Origin of the sequence: Streptomyces millisiae (genome assembly GCF_031845425.1) — a bacterium.
Lineage (GTDB): Bacteria > Actinomycetota > Actinomycetes > Streptomycetales > Streptomycetaceae > Streptomyces > Streptomyces millisiae.
Map to the genome: position 1 here is coordinate 55,906 of NZ_JAVREM010000030.1, position 13,793 is coordinate 69,698.

General features: G+C 75.5%; 13 protein-coding genes. 5 read left to right on the forward strand and 8 right to left on the reverse strand.

Translation table 11 applies throughout. From position 1 onward, the window contains the following. Window positions 1–13 precede the first annotated feature (13 nt). Genes RNC47_RS21305 through pdhA form a run of 5 tightly spaced genes read right to left on the reverse strand, consistent with a single transcriptional unit; the run spans window position 14 to window position 6,115 of the window. Window positions 14–1,282 carry a molybdopterin molybdotransferase MoeA gene (locus tag RNC47_RS21305; RefSeq protein WP_311601056.1) on the reverse strand — a complete coding sequence of 423 codons (1,269 nt, stop codon included), beginning with the start codon at window positions 1,280–1,282 and terminating at the stop codon, window positions 14–16. After that, window positions 1,279–2,127, reverse strand: a complete 849-nt coding sequence (locus tag RNC47_RS21310) for an NTP transferase domain-containing protein (protein ID WP_311601057.1) — start codon at window positions 2,125–2,127, stop codon at window positions 1,279–1,281. The genes RNC47_RS21305 and RNC47_RS21310 overlap by 4 nt, the downstream gene beginning before the upstream one ends. 25 nt (window positions 2,128–2,152) lie before the next feature. Then, a complete protein-coding gene (locus RNC47_RS37640) occupies window positions 2,153–4,078 on the reverse strand; it encodes a dihydrolipoamide acetyltransferase family protein (protein WP_394814836.1) in 1,926 nt (641 codons plus the stop codon). A gap of 10 nt (window positions 4,079–4,088) precedes the next feature. After that, window positions 4,089–5,063, reverse strand: coding sequence for an alpha-ketoacid dehydrogenase subunit beta (locus RNC47_RS21325; protein ID WP_311601058.1), 975 nt, complete (start codon window positions 5,061–5,063; stop codon window positions 4,089–4,091). 8 nt (window positions 5,064–5,071) lie between these two features. After that, window positions 5,072–6,115, reverse strand: coding sequence for a pyruvate dehydrogenase (acetyl-transferring) E1 component subunit alpha (gene pdhA, locus RNC47_RS21330; RefSeq protein ID WP_311601059.1), 1,044 nt, complete (start codon window positions 6,113–6,115; stop codon window positions 5,072–5,074). A gap of 158 nt (window positions 6,116–6,273) precedes the next feature. Between pdhA and RNC47_RS21335 the strand changes: the two genes are divergently transcribed. Then, window positions 6,274–6,756, forward strand: coding sequence for an Lrp/AsnC family transcriptional regulator (locus tag RNC47_RS21335; RefSeq protein WP_311601060.1), 483 nt, complete (start codon window positions 6,274–6,276; stop codon window positions 6,754–6,756). A 77-nt stretch (window positions 6,757–6,833) separates the two neighbouring features. Continuing rightward, on the forward strand, window positions 6,834–7,463 hold the full coding sequence (locus RNC47_RS21340; RefSeq protein ID WP_311601061.1) for a dihydrofolate reductase family protein: 630 nt from the start codon (window positions 6,834–6,836) through the stop codon (window positions 7,461–7,463). Here RNC47_RS21340 and RNC47_RS21345 read toward each other — a convergent pair. Further along, a complete protein-coding gene (locus RNC47_RS21345) occupies window positions 7,460–8,815 on the reverse strand; it encodes a nitric oxide synthase oxygenase (RefSeq protein WP_311601062.1) in 1,356 nt (451 codons plus the stop codon). The two genes, RNC47_RS21340 and RNC47_RS21345, sit on opposite strands and share 4 nt — an antisense overlap. A 550-nt stretch (window positions 8,816–9,365) precedes the next feature. Then, complete coding sequence (locus tag RNC47_RS21350) at window positions 9,366–9,998, reverse strand: TetR/AcrR family transcriptional regulator (protein WP_311601063.1); 633 nt, start codon at window positions 9,996–9,998, stop codon at window positions 9,366–9,368. A 120-nt stretch (window positions 9,999–10,118) separates the two neighbouring features. On the opposite strand from RNC47_RS21350, the gene paaN reads away from it, so the two are divergent. Further along, complete coding sequence (gene paaN, locus RNC47_RS21355; RefSeq protein WP_311601064.1) at window positions 10,119–11,792, forward strand: phenylacetic acid degradation protein PaaN; 1,674 nt, start codon at window positions 10,119–10,121, stop codon at window positions 11,790–11,792. Between the two features lie 7 nt (window positions 11,793–11,799). Here the strand turns inward: paaN and RNC47_RS21360 are convergent, their stop codons facing one another. Continuing rightward, the gene (locus RNC47_RS21360) at window positions 11,800–11,994 is read right to left on the reverse strand and encodes a hypothetical protein (protein WP_311601065.1); all 195 of its coding nucleotides are present in this window, start codon (window positions 11,992–11,994) and stop codon (window positions 11,800–11,802) included. Window positions 11,995–12,305: 311 nt separating this feature from the next. Between RNC47_RS21360 and RNC47_RS21365 the strand changes: the two genes are divergently transcribed. Continuing rightward, entirely contained in the window at window positions 12,306–12,980 is a 675-nt protein-coding gene (locus tag RNC47_RS21365; protein WP_311601066.1) for an HAD family hydrolase, read from the forward strand. A gap of 21 nt (window positions 12,981–13,001) precedes the next feature. Further along, window positions 13,002–13,697 carry a vWA domain-containing protein gene (locus RNC47_RS21370; protein ID WP_311601067.1) on the forward strand — a complete coding sequence of 232 codons (696 nt, stop codon included), beginning with the start codon at window positions 13,002–13,004 and terminating at the stop codon, window positions 13,695–13,697. The last annotated feature ends 96 nt before the right edge of the window (window positions 13,698–13,793 follow it).

Here is a 13,793-nt window from a genome sequence, read left to right on the forward strand (position 1 = left end):
TTCCGCTTCGCGGTCAGGCGTGCGGAAGGTCGAGGAGGCGGACCCTGGTGTGCGCCTCGGCACCACCCGGTGGGATGACCGCCAGGGCTGACGCGGCGGCGATGCCACGCAGCATGGCGGGGCCAGCGTAGCTCAGCGGCCGCGCCTCCTCCGGCGCCGGGCGGCGCACCGGCACGAGACGGGTGTCCGTGGGGTGGCCGCGCACCGCGTCGGTCAGCTCGGCCCACGCCTCCTCGGGCGCCGGCCGGTCGGCGAGCGCGCACAGCAGCGGCGCGGCGAGCGTCAGCAGCGCCGAGACGGCGGCCAGCGGATTGCCCGGCAGGCCGACCAGCGGCACCCCGCCGGGCAGCTCGGCCAGCAGCATCGGATGCCCAGGGCGCACCGCCACGCCGCTGACCAGCAGCTGCGCGTCCAGCCTCCGCAGCACGGCGCGCAGGTGGTCGACGGGCCCCGCGGCGGTCGACCCGGTGGTGACGATCACGTCGGCGCGGCTGGTGGAGATCGCCTCGTGCAGCGCCTCGGCGTCGTCGCCGAGCCGCCGGGTGACGAGGGTGTGGGCGCCGAGCGCGGTCAGCCAGGGGCCGGTCATGGGGCCGAGCGCGTCACGGATCCGGCCGTCGTGCGGGAGGCCGCGGAACAGCAGTTCGTCGCCGAGCACCAGCACCTCGGCGCGGGGCCGGGGCCGGACGGCGAGCTGGTCGTAGCCGGCGGCGGCGGCCAGCCCGAGCGCGGCGGGGGTGAGCGTGGTCCGGGCCGGCAGCAGCTCGGTGCCGGTGCGGCACTCCTGGCCGCGCGGCCGCACGTCGGCGCCCGGCTCGGGGTTGGGGCCGCTGAGCTGGCCGCGGGCGACGGTGCCGTGCTCGCTGCGCAGCACGGCGGTGGCGCCGGACGGGATCCGGGCGCCGGTGGCGATGGGCACGGCCTGGCCGTCGGTGAGCGGCTCGGCCCGGGGCGCGCCGGCGAGCACGCCGGCGGCGCCGGTGAGCCGCCAGGGCCCTGGGCCGGCGACGGCCCAGCCGTCCATGGCCGAGGTGTCGAAGGCCGGCAGGTCGGTGAGCGCGGTCAGCGGGGCGGCCAGGGTGTGGCCGAGGGCCAGGTCGATCGGCAGCCGGCGCGGCGGCAGCGGGCGGGCCGCCCGGTGGGCGATGGCCCGCGCCGTCTCCCAGCCGGGCAGCTCGCGCCCGGCGGCCCCGCGCCCGGGGGCCGGCTCGGCCGGCGCCGCGACGGCGGCCGGGGCCGGCCCGTTGGCCAGCGCCAGCGCGTCGTCGAAGTCGTCGATCACGTCGCCGCCCCCGGTTCGCCCGCGCCCTCGGACTCCTCGGCCCACTTCAGCGCGAGCGCGGAGATCCTGGCCGCCGCGTCCGCCGGGGCGATGCCCTGCTGGGCGACGGCGTACCCGATGAGGAAGGTGGTCAACGGCGCGGCCGGCCGCGCCACGGAGTGCGCGGCATCGCGGGCGGCGTCGAGCAGCGCCTTGATGTCCACGTCGAGTTCGATGCCGAGGTCGGCCTTGACGGCGGCAAGCCATTCGTCCAGCACGGTCATATCGTCCCTGATCCTGGTGCGGGCGGTCACGATGTCGGCCCAGGTGTCGCAGTCCAGGCCACCGTTGTCGTCGGTGGCGGCGACCCGGTGCGCGCGCAGGCCGGGGAGCAGCAGTTTCAACGGCAGCCCCGCGAGGGTGCCGTACTCGGTCGCCAGCAGGGCGAGTTCGCGGCGCAGCGGCTCGGCCCGGTAGACGGCGGAGAGCGGCTGGTCGCGCCCGGCGGCGTCGCGGGGCAGCACGACGTCGGCGTCCGGCGGCAGGTCGAGCAGCCGGGCGAGTCCCGCCGGGGTGAGGAACGGCAGGTCGGCGGCGAGCACCAGCACGAGCGGCGCCTCCACCGCGCGCAGCCCGGCCGCGAGCGCGGCCAGCGGCCCGCCGCCCGGCGGCTCCTCCCTGGTCCACACGACCCGCGCCCGGCTCGGCCGGCGCGGCCCGACGACCACGACCCGCCGGGCCGCGCCGCACGCGTCGACCACCCGGTCGAGCAGCGTCCGGCCGCCGACCCGCACGGCCGGCTTGTCGGCCCCACCGAGCCGCCGGGCGGCGCCACCCGCGAGGATCACGGCGTCATGCGCGCTCATTCCGCCCACGGTACCGGCGGACACGTCAAAGGTCGCCAAGGAGTGCGAGGGGTTGTTCGACGCGGTCGGCGACGAACCGCAGGAACCCGCCGGCCACCGCGCCGTCGCAGGCCCGGTGGTCGAACGTCAGCGACAGCTGCACGACCTGCCGCAGCGCGAGCCGCCCCTCGTGCGCCCAGGGCTTCTCGACGATCCGCCCGACGCCGAGCATGCCGACCTCGGGGGCGTTGACGATCGGCGTCGAACCGTCGACGCCGAAGACGCCGTAGTTGTTGAGCGTGAACGTGGACCCGGTGACCTCGGCCGGCGCCAGCGTCCCGGCCCGCGCCCCCTCCGTCAGCCGCCGCAGCTCGGCGGCGAGCCGGCCGGTGTCCATGGCGTGCGCGTCCCTGACCACCGGCACCAGCAGGCCGCGCTCGGTCGCGGCGGCGAACCCCAGGTGCACGGCGCCGTGCCGCGTGATCCGCCGGGCCGCCATGTCGACGCTCGCGTTCAGCTGCGGATGGCGGGCGAGCGCCGCGAGACAGATCCGCGCCAGCAACGCCGTCACCGGCACGCCGACCACCCGCCGCGCCTCCATCAGACCGGTCGCGTCCGCCTCCACCCAGCAGGTCGCGTCGGCCACGTCCCGCCTGCTGGCCGCGACCCGCTCCGCCATGACCCGCGCGACGCCGCGCATCTCGACGACCACGTCCCCTGGCGCGGCGAGGCCGCCGGCTGGCGCGGCCTCGCCGCGTGCGGGGTGGGGGGACGCGTTCAGCACGTCGGCACGCATGATGAGCCCCCCGGGACCGGTACCGGTCACCGACCGCAGATCCACCCCCACCTCCCGCGCCAACCGCCGCACCAACGGCGACACGACGGCAACGGCGGGGCCGTCGGAGCCGGCGGGGCCATCGGCCCCGGCACCAACCGCCGCGCTCGGCGCGGCGCCGCCGCGAGCGCCGTCGGGGCCGGAGGCCCCGGCACCAGCCGGCGCGCTCGGCGTGGTCGGCACGGCGTCGCCAGGCGGCATCGCGGCTCCGCCGCCGTGCGTGGGCGGCGTGCCGCCAGACACGACCGGCACCGGCCCGGACGCCATCTCGTCCGCCGGGCCACCGGCCCCTTCCGCACCAGGCACGAAACCTCCGTCGGTGCCCCCAGCCTGCGCGCGCAGCGCGCCCGGCGAGGCGCCGCCCGGTGGCATCGCGCCTGCGGCACCAGGCCTGCCGCCAGGCGCGAGGCTGGCGGGGCCGGAGGCCACGGCCTCCGGTGACCCGACGGGCACACCGCCCCCCGCACCAGCCTGCGCGCGCAGCGCGCTCGGCGCCTCGCCGCCCGGTGGCGCGGCAGCACCGGCGCCTCCGGCGCCGCTAGGCGCGAAGCCGGCCGGGCCGGCGGCCCCGGCACCAGCCGGCGCGCTCGGCGTGGTCGGCGCGGCGCCGCCAGGCGACATCGCGGCTCCGCCGCCGTGCGGAGGCGGCGTGCCGCCAGGCACGACCGGCACCGTCCCGTACCCGACCAGAACGGGCCCAGACCCCTCGTCGCCCACCGGACCACCCGCGCCTCCGCCGCCAGGCGCGAAGCCGGCCGGGCCGGAGGCCCCGGCCTCCGGTGACCCGGCGGGCACGCCGCCCCCGGCACCAGCCGGCGCGCGCAGCGCGCTCGGCGAGGCGCCGCCAGGCGGCGCGGCAGCACCGGCGCCTACGGCGCCGTGCGGGGGCGGCGTGCCGCCGCCAGGCGAGACGCGCAACAGCTCGGTTCCGACCGGGAGTTCGTCGCCCGGGGCGCCGTGGCGGGCGGTGACGACGCCGGCGTGCGGGCAGGGGAGTTCGACGACGGACTTGGCCGTCTCGACCTCCACCACCGGCTGGTCGATCGTCACCGTGTCGCCGACGTCGACCAGCCAGCGGACGATCTCCGCGCTGGTCAGCCCCTCGCCGAGGTCCGGCAGCAGGAATACCTCCGTCATACCGAACCCCTCAGTCCTCCCACTGCAGGCGGGCCACCGCCGCCAGCACCCGTTCCGTGTCCGGCAGATGGTGACGTTCGAGGAGCGGCGGCGGGTACGGGATGTCGAAGCCCGTGACCCGCCCCACCGGCGCCGCCAGATGGTGGAAGCACCGCTCGGTCACCCGCGCCGCGATCTCCGCGCCGGGGCCGGCGAAGCCGGCCGCCTCGTGGACCACGACGGCCCGCCCGGTGCGCCGCACCTCCGCGCACACCGTCTCGTCGTCGAACGGCACCAGCGTCCGCAGGTCGACGACGCCCAGGTCCCAGCCGCGGTCCCGTGCCGCCTCGGCCGCCGCCAGGCAGACCGGCACCGCGGGGCCGTAGGCGATCAGCGTCGCCGAGGCGCCACGCCGCCGCACCACCGCGCGACCGCCCGGCGGCACCGGCACCTCGGGGTCGAGTTCGCCCTTGGCCCAGTAGAGCCGCTTCGGTTCCAGGAAGACGACCGGGTCGTCGGAGGCGATCGCCTGCCGCAGCAGCCCGTACGCGTCGGCGACGGTCGACGGCGTCATCACGTGCAGCCCGGGCGTCGCCATGTAGTACGCCTCGGACGAGTCGCTGTGGTGCTCGACGCCGCCGATCCCGCCGCCGTACGGGATCCGCACGGTCAGCGGCAGCGGCAGCGCGCCGCGCGTGCGGTTCCGCATCCGGGCGACGTGCGAGACGAGTTGCTCGAACGCCGGGTAGGCGAACGCGTCGAACTGCATCTCCACGACCGGCCGCAGCCCGTACATCGCCATCCCGGTCGCGGTGCCCAGGATGCCGGCCTCGGCCAGCGGCGTGTCCGTGCACCGCTGCTCGCCGAACTCGGCGGCGAGGCCGTCCGTCACCCGGAAGACGCCGCCCAGGGTGCCGATGTCCTCGCCCAGCAGGTGCACCGCCGGATCCTCGGCGAGGGCGTCCCGCAGCGCGCGGTTCAGCGCGCCCGCCATCGTGGTCGTCATCGTGGTCGTCACCCCAACGTCACCCCCAACGCCGCCGCTTGCGCCCGCAGTTGGGGCGTCGGGGCGGCGAAGACATGGGCGAAGAGGTCGGCCGGGTCGAGCCGGGGGTCGGCGCCTAGCCCGGCCCGCAGGGCCGCCGCCAGCGCCTCCGCCTCCTCCCGTGCCCGCGCCTCGAACTCCTCGTCGAGCAACCCGTGGTGCCGCAGCTCGTCGCCGAGCAGCGTCAGCGGGTCCCTGGCCCGCCACGCCGCGACCTCCGCCTCGGGCCGGTAGCGGCCCGCGTCGTCGGCGTTGGTGTGCGCGTCGAGCCGGTAGGTCAGGGCCTCGATCAGCGTCGGTCCGCCGCCCGCCCGGGCGCGGGCCAGCGCCTCCCGCACCACGGCGAGCACGGCGGGCGCGTCGTTGCCGTCGACGAGGCGGCCCGGCATGCCGTAGCCGACGGCCTTGTGCGCCAGGGTGGGCGCCGCCGACTGCTTGGCGAGCGGCACCGAGATGGCGTAGCCGTTGTTCTGCACCAGGAAGACCACGGGGGCCCGCCACACGGCGGCGAAGTTCAGCGCCTCGTGGAAGTCGCCCTCCGAGGTGCCGCCGTCGCCGACCAGGGCGAGCGCCACCACGTCGTCGCCGCACAGCCTGGCCGCGTGCGCCAGGCCGACGGCGTGCGGGAGTTGGGTGGCGAGCGGGGTGCACAGCGGGGCGACGCGCAGCGCGCGCGGGTCGTAGCCGGTGTGCCAGTCGCCGCGCAGCAGCCCGAGCGCCGCGACCGGGTCGAGGCCGCGTACCACGGTGGCCAGCGTGTCGCGGTAGCTGGGGAAGAGCCAGTCGCGCGGTTCGAGGGCGAGCGCGGCCGCGACCTGGCACGCCTCCTGCCCGGTCGAGGAGGGGTAGACGGCGAGCCGGCCCTGCCGGGTGAGGGCGGTCGCCTGGGTGTTGTACCGGCGGCCGCGCACCAGCTGCCGGTAGAGCTCGGGCCAGGTGTCCGGGTCGGGCTCGGCGCCGGTGCCCAGCACCCGGTGCGGCTCCGGCTCCGGCAGCAGCTCATGTGCCGCCACGTCCACGGCGATACCTCCCGTCGTGCGGTCGGCGTCTCTCCCTACCGATTGTTCGGTCGACGACGCATCCTGGCTACGGGTCGTGAGGCCCTGTGGACAGCTGGCCCGGTTTGCCGTCCCATGGGGGCAGGACGTCCAGGGAGGGGAGGTGAATCCGCATGGCGGAAGACCAGTTGACCACGGGCCGGGTGGGGCAGATCCGGCCGCTGGACCCGATCGACGCGGCGATCCTGCGCCTGCTGCGGGCGGACGGCCGGGCGTCGATCCGTTCGATCGCCGAACAGGTGCACATCTCCCGGGCCAACGCCTATGCCCGCGTCAACCGGCTGCTGGACGACGGGGTGATCCGGGGCTTCGCGGCCCTGGTGGACCACGAGCGGGCGGGGCAGGGGGCGTCGGCCTACATCACGCTGAAGATCGTGCAGGACAGCTGGCGCACGGTGCGCAGCAAGCTGGCGCGGCTGCCGGGCGCCACCCACATCGCGCTGGTCAGCGGCGACTTCGACGTGCTGCTGCTGGTGCACACGGCGGACAACCGGGAGCTGCGCGAGCTGGTCCTGACCCGGATCCAGGCGATCCCCGAGGTGCTGTCGACGCGCACGCTGCTGGTCTTCGAGGAGACCGACCTGATCCCCGAATGACCGCCGAACGACCGACGACCGATGAGTTCCCCGCCGCGCCCCGGTCTGACCGGGAAACGACGCGAGGAGGCGAACCCATGCGGCTGACGTTGACCGAGTTCCTGACCCTGGACGGCGTGGTGCAGGGCCCCGGCGGGCCCGAGGAGGACACGTCGGACGGCTTCACCCACGGCGGCTGGTCCTACCCGTACGCCGACGAGGACTTCGGCCGGCTGGTCACCGGCTGGTTCGACCGGGCCGACGCGTTCCTGCTCGGCCGCCGCACCTACGAGATCTTCGCCGGCTTCTGGCCCGACCAGCGGGACCCGGCCGACCCGGTGGCCTCCCGGCTCAACACGCTGCCGAAGTACGTGGCGTCCACGACCCTGCGGAATCCCGGCTGGGCGCACACCACCGTGCTCGCCGACGACGTGCCGGCGCGGGTGGCCGAGCTCAAGGCGCGCCCGGGGCGCGAGCTGCAGATCCACGGCAGCGGGGTGCTGGCCCGCTCGCTGTTCGCGCACGACCTGATCGACGAGGTGCGGCTGCTGATCCACCCGGTGGTGCTGGGCGGCGGCCGCCGCCTCTTCGCGGCCGGCACGGTGCCGACCGCGCTGCGGCTCACGGACACGGCCACCACCGGCTCCGGCATCGTGCTCCAGGTCTACGAGCCGGTGGGCCGCCCGTCGTACGGCTCGTTCATCGCGGACGCCGCCACAGCGGGCTAGTGCGCGACCGGGCAGCCGGCGGCGCGGGCCCTGGCCTCGTCGTCGAGGTAGAAGTTGGGCCGCTGGTCGCCCTCGTCGTAGTAGCGGTGGAAGACCGGCGTCAGGCCGCCCGAGATGGGCGGCACGATCCAGCTCCAGTCGGTCGGCACCCGCCGGCCGGCCCGCTCCTCGCGTTCGAGGTGGGTGAGGAAGCGCTGGGACTCGGTGTGGTGGTCGGTGATCTTGACGCCGGCCGCCTCGAACGAGTGCAGCACGGCGACGTTGAGCTCCACCACGGCCCGGTCCTTCCAGAGCGTGGCGTCCCTGCTGGTGTCGAGGCCGAGCAGTTCGGCGACGACGGGCAGCAGGTCGTAGCGGTCCGCGTCGACGAAGTTCCGCGCGCCGATCTCGGTCCCCATGTACCAGCCGTTGAACGGGGCGAGCGGGTAGTCGATGCCGCCGATGGACAGCCGCATGTTGGAGATGGCGGGCACGGCGTGCCAGCGCAGGCCGAGTTCGGCGAAGCCCGGGTGGTCGGGGTGGCTGATCGGCACCTCGAGCACCAGGTCGCGCGGCACGTCGAAGAGCTGCGGCTTGTCGCCGTGCGTCTCGATCACCAGCGGCAGCACGTCGAACCAGCCGCCGGGCGCCTGCCAGCCGAGCCGCCGCACCGCGTCGGTGAAGTCGACGTTGCCGGGGTCGCCGATCACGCCGCCGTCCACGGTGCGGTAGCCGGCGTAGCGGATGAGCTGGCTGTTCCACACCAGTGGCGCCCTGCGGAACGGGGTGGCGGGCGCGAAGATCGATATCACCGGGCGTATCCGACCGTGGTTGGTGGCCTGCCGCAGGTGTTCGCACAGGTCGGCGTGGATCTCGTCGGGCGTCGCCGAGGTGCGGCGGTCGAGCACCCGCAGGCTCTTCCAGTACAGCCGGCCGATGCAGCGGCTCGAGTTGCGCCAGGCGACGCGGGCCCCGTACTCCAGCTCGGCGCGGGTGTGCCGGTAGGTGCCGGTGCGCTCCAGGTGCTCGCGGATCTGCCGCAGCCGCATCCCCGTGGGCACCGGCTGGTCCGGCTCCTCCGCGTGGAACCGCCGCACGAAGTCCTCGGCCTCGGCCCAGTCCGGCACCTGCCAGGCGCGTGCCGCGCTCGCCAGGCCATGGCCGGCCGCCACCGCCGCCGAAGGCGGCGTGCCCTGCGCCCACGCCGGCTCCGCGTGCGACGGCTCGGCCGCCGAAGGCACCGCGGCGGCGCCAGCCGCCGGACCCAGCTGCGCGAAGCCCGCGCCATGCGGCGTGCCCTGCGGGCCGCCCCGCACCCACGCCGGCGCGGCCGAAGGCGCCGACTCCGGCGAGCGCGGCCCGGAAACGGCCATACCCGGCGGCTCCGCCGCCGCCCGCTCCGCCGCCGCGGGCGCTGGCACAGCCAAGTGCGTTCGCGCCTCCCCCGCCTGGAGCCCCAGGTCACGCCACCTCTGACTCCCCGCCGGAGGCGGAACGGAATCCGGGTCCGCGGGACCCGCCGAAGGCGCCGCGGCGGCGCCGCGCACCGCACTGCCCTCCGCCGGACCCAGCTGCGCGAAGCCCGCGCCATGCGGCGTGCCCTGCGGGCCACCCCGCACCCACGCCGGCGCGGCCGACTCCGCGTGCGACGGCCCCGCCGCCGAAGGCGCCGGCTCCGGCGAGCGCGGCCCGGAAACGGCCACGCCCGGCGGCTCCGCCGCCGCACGCGGCGGCCCGGCCGAGTGTGTCCGCGCCTCTGTCGCCTCGTCGCCGGGGCCGTGCCATGTCTGGCTCCCCGCCGAAGGCGAAGACGCGTGGCGTTCGTGGTTCATGGGCTCTCCGTGGTCGCCTGCGACTGGTGCGCCACCCCCACGCCGGGCAAGGGTAGTTGATGTCCCACGACGGGCGGGTGCCATCGCTCCGCTATGGCGCGGAACCGCGCACCCTCGGCTTCCGCAGCCCGTCGAATGCGGTGGAAATGACGGCTTCGACCACGTCGCGGGAGACCACCGGCTCCCCGGGATGTGGCCGATACCACTCCACTATCGAGTTGATCATGCCGAACAGCAGCCGGGTCGCCAACCTGGGGTCCACCTCGGGCCGCAGGTCGCCCTCCGCGACGGCGGCCCGGACCAGGTCCGCGACCCGCTGGTCGAACTCGCGCCGCCGCGCCAGCGCCCACCGCTCGGTGTCCGTGTTGCCCCGCACCCGGAGCAGCAGCGTCACGTACGGCAGCCGCTCCATCAGCACCTCGGCGGTGCGCCGCACCACCCACTCCAGCCGCGCCACGGCCCTGCCGTCCCGCGCCGCCGGCTCGTCCAGCACGGCGAACAGGCCGTCGAGCGCGTGCTTGACCGCCCGGTCGAGCAGCTCCTCCTTGGAGCGCACGTGGTGGTAGATCGAGGACTTGGAGATGCCGGCCGCCCGGGACAGGTGCTCCATCGACGTGCCGTCGTAGCCACGGTCGTTGAAGACCCCGACCGCGACCTCCAACAGGCTCCGCACCGTGTAGGCGTCCCGCCGCGCCGCCATGCCCACCTCGGCAACACCCCGCATTCGGCGCGCTCTCGCGCCCTCGCACCCTTGCCCCGACCGATCGTTCGGTAGCAGTATCCGAAGCAGTATCGGACACGCCCGCCAGTGTTCCACTCGCGACCCGATGAGGAGTTGGCCGCCGTGACGACCTCCGCCACCGCACCCCACGCGCCCGCCGTCGAGGCCCACCGCGCCACGCTGGAGGCCGCCGTCGCCGCCATCCGCGACCGCGCCTTCTGGTCGCCGCACCCCGAGAGCCCGCGCGCCTACCCGGCCGACGAGGGCGCCGCCGCCTTCGCCGCGCTGCGCGACCGCCGCTTCCCGCTCGACGACCAGCCCGGCACCACGGGCTGGGTCGGCGGCGAGGTCTCGCCCTACGGCTTCCCGCTCGGCGTCGAGTACCCGCACCCCGACCCCGACCTGCTGCTGCCCGCGATGCGCGCCGCGCTGCCCGCCTGGCGCGCCGCCGGGCCCGAGACCCGCGCCCTGGTCTGCCTCGACGTCATCGCCAGGATCAACGCCCGCAGCGCCGAGTTCGCGCACGCCGTCATGCACACCACCGGGCAGGCCTACCCGATGGCGCTCCAGGCCGGCGGCCCGCACGCCCAGGACCGGGGCGTCGAGGCGGTGGCCCACGCCTACGTCGAGCAGACCCGCGTCCCGGCCACGCCCGTCACCTGGACCAAGCCCCAGGGACGGCGCGAACCCCTCGTCCTCACCAAGGAGTTCACCGCGGTGCCGCGCGGCATCGGCCTGGTCGTCGGCTGCAACACCTTCCCCACCTGGAACGGCTACCCCGGCCTCTTCGCCTCCCTCGCCACCGGCAACCCGGTGCTGGTCAAGCCGCACCCGCGCGCCACGCTGCCGCTCGCGCTCACCGTGCGGATCGCCCGCGACGCGCTGGCCGACGCCGGCTTCGACCCCAACCTGGTGGCCCTGGCCGCCGAGCGCGAGGGCGAGGGCGTCGCCCGCGTCCTGGCGCTGCGCCCCGAGATCCGCGTCATCGACTACACCGGCTCCGCCGCGTTCGGCGACTGGCTGGAGGAGAACGCCCACCAGGCCGCCGTCTTCACCGAGAAGTCCGGGGTCAACACCGTCGTCCTCGACTCCACCGACGACTACGCGGGGCTGCTCGCCAACCTCGCGTTCTCGCTCGCCCTCTACAGCGGCCAGATGTGCACCACCCCGCAGAACCTGCTGATCCCGCGCCCCGGCATCGCCACCGACCAGGGCCGGAAGACCTACGACGAGGTGGTCGCCGACCTGGCCGCGGCCGTCACCGGGCTGCTCGCCGACGACGCCCGCGCCGCCGGGCTGCTCGGCGCCCTCGTCAACCCCCAGGTGCCGCGCCGCCTCGCGGAGGCGCCGGCGCTCGGCGAGGTGGCGCTCGCCTCCCGCGCCGTCAGCCACCCGGAACACCCGGACGCCACCGTCCGCACCCCGCTGATCGTCAAGCTCTCCGGCGACCAGCCCGCCTGCCTCACCGAGCAGTTCGGCCCCATCACGTTCGCCGTCGCGGTCGACTCGACGGAGGACGCGCTCGCGCTGCTGCGCCGCACCATCCGCGAGCACGGCGCGATGACGGTGCTCGGCCACACCACCTCGGCGGCCGTCGAGCGGGCGCTGACCGAGGTCTGCCTCGACGAGTGCGCGCAGCTCTCGCTCAACCTCACCGGCGGCGTCTACGTCAACCAGACCGCCGCGTTCTCCGACTTCCACGGCTCGGGCGGCAACCCGGCCGCCAACGCCAGCCTGGTGGACGGCGCGTTCGTGGCGCCCCGCTTCCGCTTCGTCGAGGTCCGGCGACCCGCCTGACCGGACCTCACATCCCGGCCGCGCGCCAGAACCGCCAGCTGGCGTCCAGCACGTCCGCGTTCCGCTGCTCCCACTCGGTCGCGGCGCGCACCGCGTCCTGCGGGCACTCCCACACCCGCCCGCCGTTCAGCGCGCGCAGCCGCAACCGGGTGCCACGCCGACCGGTGACGCGGCCGACCCTGCCGGTCCGCGTGTCGACCACACAAGCGCCCTCCGCCCAGGCCATCGCAGCTCCCTCGGTCCGTCCTGGTGCCTGTTTCCTCACTGTGGACGGTTTTTCGCGCGGCCGGTTACGAGTTTCCACCGCATTGCGCAACAGACGACACCTTCGGGGGACGCGGCCGGAGTGACCGAGGCGCACCTGTTCGATTAAAGGGAGGGGCGGCCGGGGGCGCAGCGCTGCGCGGCAATATGCCGTACCCCGCCCCCGCCCGTCCCCGTTTCGCGGATTATCCGCCCGATCCGGGGACGACGCCGTTTCGCGGCCCGCCGCGCCGTCCTACGCTGCCGGCCATGATTCGAGCAGTCGTGTTCGACGTCGGCGAGTGTCTGCTGGACGAGAGCCGCGAGTGGGATGGCTGGGCGGCCTGGGTGGGCGCGCCACGGCACACGTTCTCCGCCCAGTTCGGGGCGATGATCGCCCAGGGCCGCGACCCCATGGAGGCGTTGCGGCTCTTCCGGCCCGAGTTCGACCTGGCCGTGGAGCGGGAGAAGCGGGAGGCGGTGGGCGAGCACGAGTGGTTCGGCGAGAACGACCTCTACGCCGACGCCCGGCTCACCCTGAAGCTGCTGCGCGCCTCCGGGCTGACGCTCGGCATCGCGGGGAACCAGACCAAGCGGGCCACGGACATCCTGCGCCGCCTCTTCGCGGGCTATGTGGACCTGGTCGGCTCGGCCGAGACCATGGGCGTCGCCAAGCCGGACCCGCGCTTCTTCGAGATCCTGATCCACTCGCTGCGGATGGACCCGCGCGAGATTCTCTACGTCGGCGACCGCCTCGACGAGGACATCCGCCCGGCCACCGCCCTCGGCCTGCGCACGGCCCTGATCCGGCGCGGCCCGTGGGGCCTGATCCACCAGCACCACCCCGACGCCGACGCGCTCCCGACGATGCGGATCGACGGGCTGCGGGAACTCACCGACCGCGTCGCCAAGCACAACGAGAACCACCCCGGGAACTCCTACTGACCCCAGGCCGGTTGACCGGTCATGCCCCTCTCCCTCGAAAAGCTCACCGCCATCGCGCCCGACCAGGTCGAGCGGTACGAGACGGCCCGGGTCAGCCTGAGCAAGCACCGGCTGCTCGGCGAGCGGGCCGCCGTCTACCTCGTCCTGGACCGCTCGGGATCGATGCGGCCCTTCTACCAGGACGGCACGGTGCAGCGCCTCGCCGAACAGGCCCTCGGCCTGGCGGCCCACTTCGACGACGACGGCGTGGTGCCGACCGTGTTCTTCTCCACCGAGGTGCACACGACGGCCGACGTGGTGCTGGGCGCCCACCGCGGCCGGATCGCCGAACTCCACGACTCGCTCGGCCACATGGGCAAGACGTACTACGCCAAGGCGATGCGCGCCGTCATCGCCCACCACCGCGCCTCCGGCGCGAAGGCACCGGCCTTCGTCATCTTCCAGACGGACGGCGCGCCGAAGGACAGGGGCGAGACGGGCCGCCTGCTGGCGGAGTCGGCACGGCTGCCGATCTTCTGGCAGTTCGTCGGCTTCGGCGACGACGAGTTCGCCTTCCTCCGCCGCCTCGACGACCTCCCCGGCCGCGCCGTCGACAACGCGGGCTTCTTCGCCGCGGGCCCGACGCCGAAGTCCCTCCCGGACGCGACCCTCTACGACGCCCTGATGACCGAGTTCCCCACCTGGCTCACGACGGCCCGCACGGCGGGCATCCTGTAACCGGCGTTCTCCCCCACCCTCCCCCGCTGGCGCGGAGCGCCGCGGCCCCGGCCTGCGGCGGCTTGGCCGCCGGGCCGGTCGCCGCGCGGGAGGATT

Coding starts and splice junctions, on each gene's coding strand:
- RNC47_RS21325 (WP_311601058.1), bottom strand. CDS start 5,063: ATGACGACCACGATGGCGGGCGCGCTGAACCGCGCGCTGCGGGACGCC.
- RNC47_RS21310 (WP_311601057.1), bottom strand. CDS start 2,127: ATGAGCGCGCATGACGCCGTGATCCTCGCGGGTGGCGCCGCCCGGCGG.
- RNC47_RS21365 (WP_311601066.1), top strand. CDS start 12,306: ATGATTCGAGCAGTCGTGTTCGACGTCGGCGAGTGTCTGCTGGACGAG.
- RNC47_RS37640 (WP_394814836.1), bottom strand. CDS start 4,078: ATGACGGAGGTATTCCTGCTGCCGGACCTCGGCGAGGGGCTGACCAGC.
- RNC47_RS21370 (WP_311601067.1), top strand. CDS start 13,002: ATGCCCCTCTCCCTCGAAAAGCTCACCGCCATCGCGCCCGACCAGGTC.
- RNC47_RS21340 (WP_311601061.1), top strand. CDS start 6,834: ATGCGGCTGACGTTGACCGAGTTCCTGACCCTGGACGGCGTGGTGCAG.
- RNC47_RS21350 (WP_311601063.1), bottom strand. CDS start 9,998: ATGCGGGGTGTTGCCGAGGTGGGCATGGCGGCGCGGCGGGACGCCTAC.
- RNC47_RS21345 (WP_311601062.1), bottom strand. CDS start 8,815: ATGGCCGTTTCCGGGCCGCGCTCGCCGGAGTCGGCGCCTTCGGCCGCG.
- RNC47_RS21335 (WP_311601060.1), top strand. CDS start 6,274: ATGGCGGAAGACCAGTTGACCACGGGCCGGGTGGGGCAGATCCGGCCG.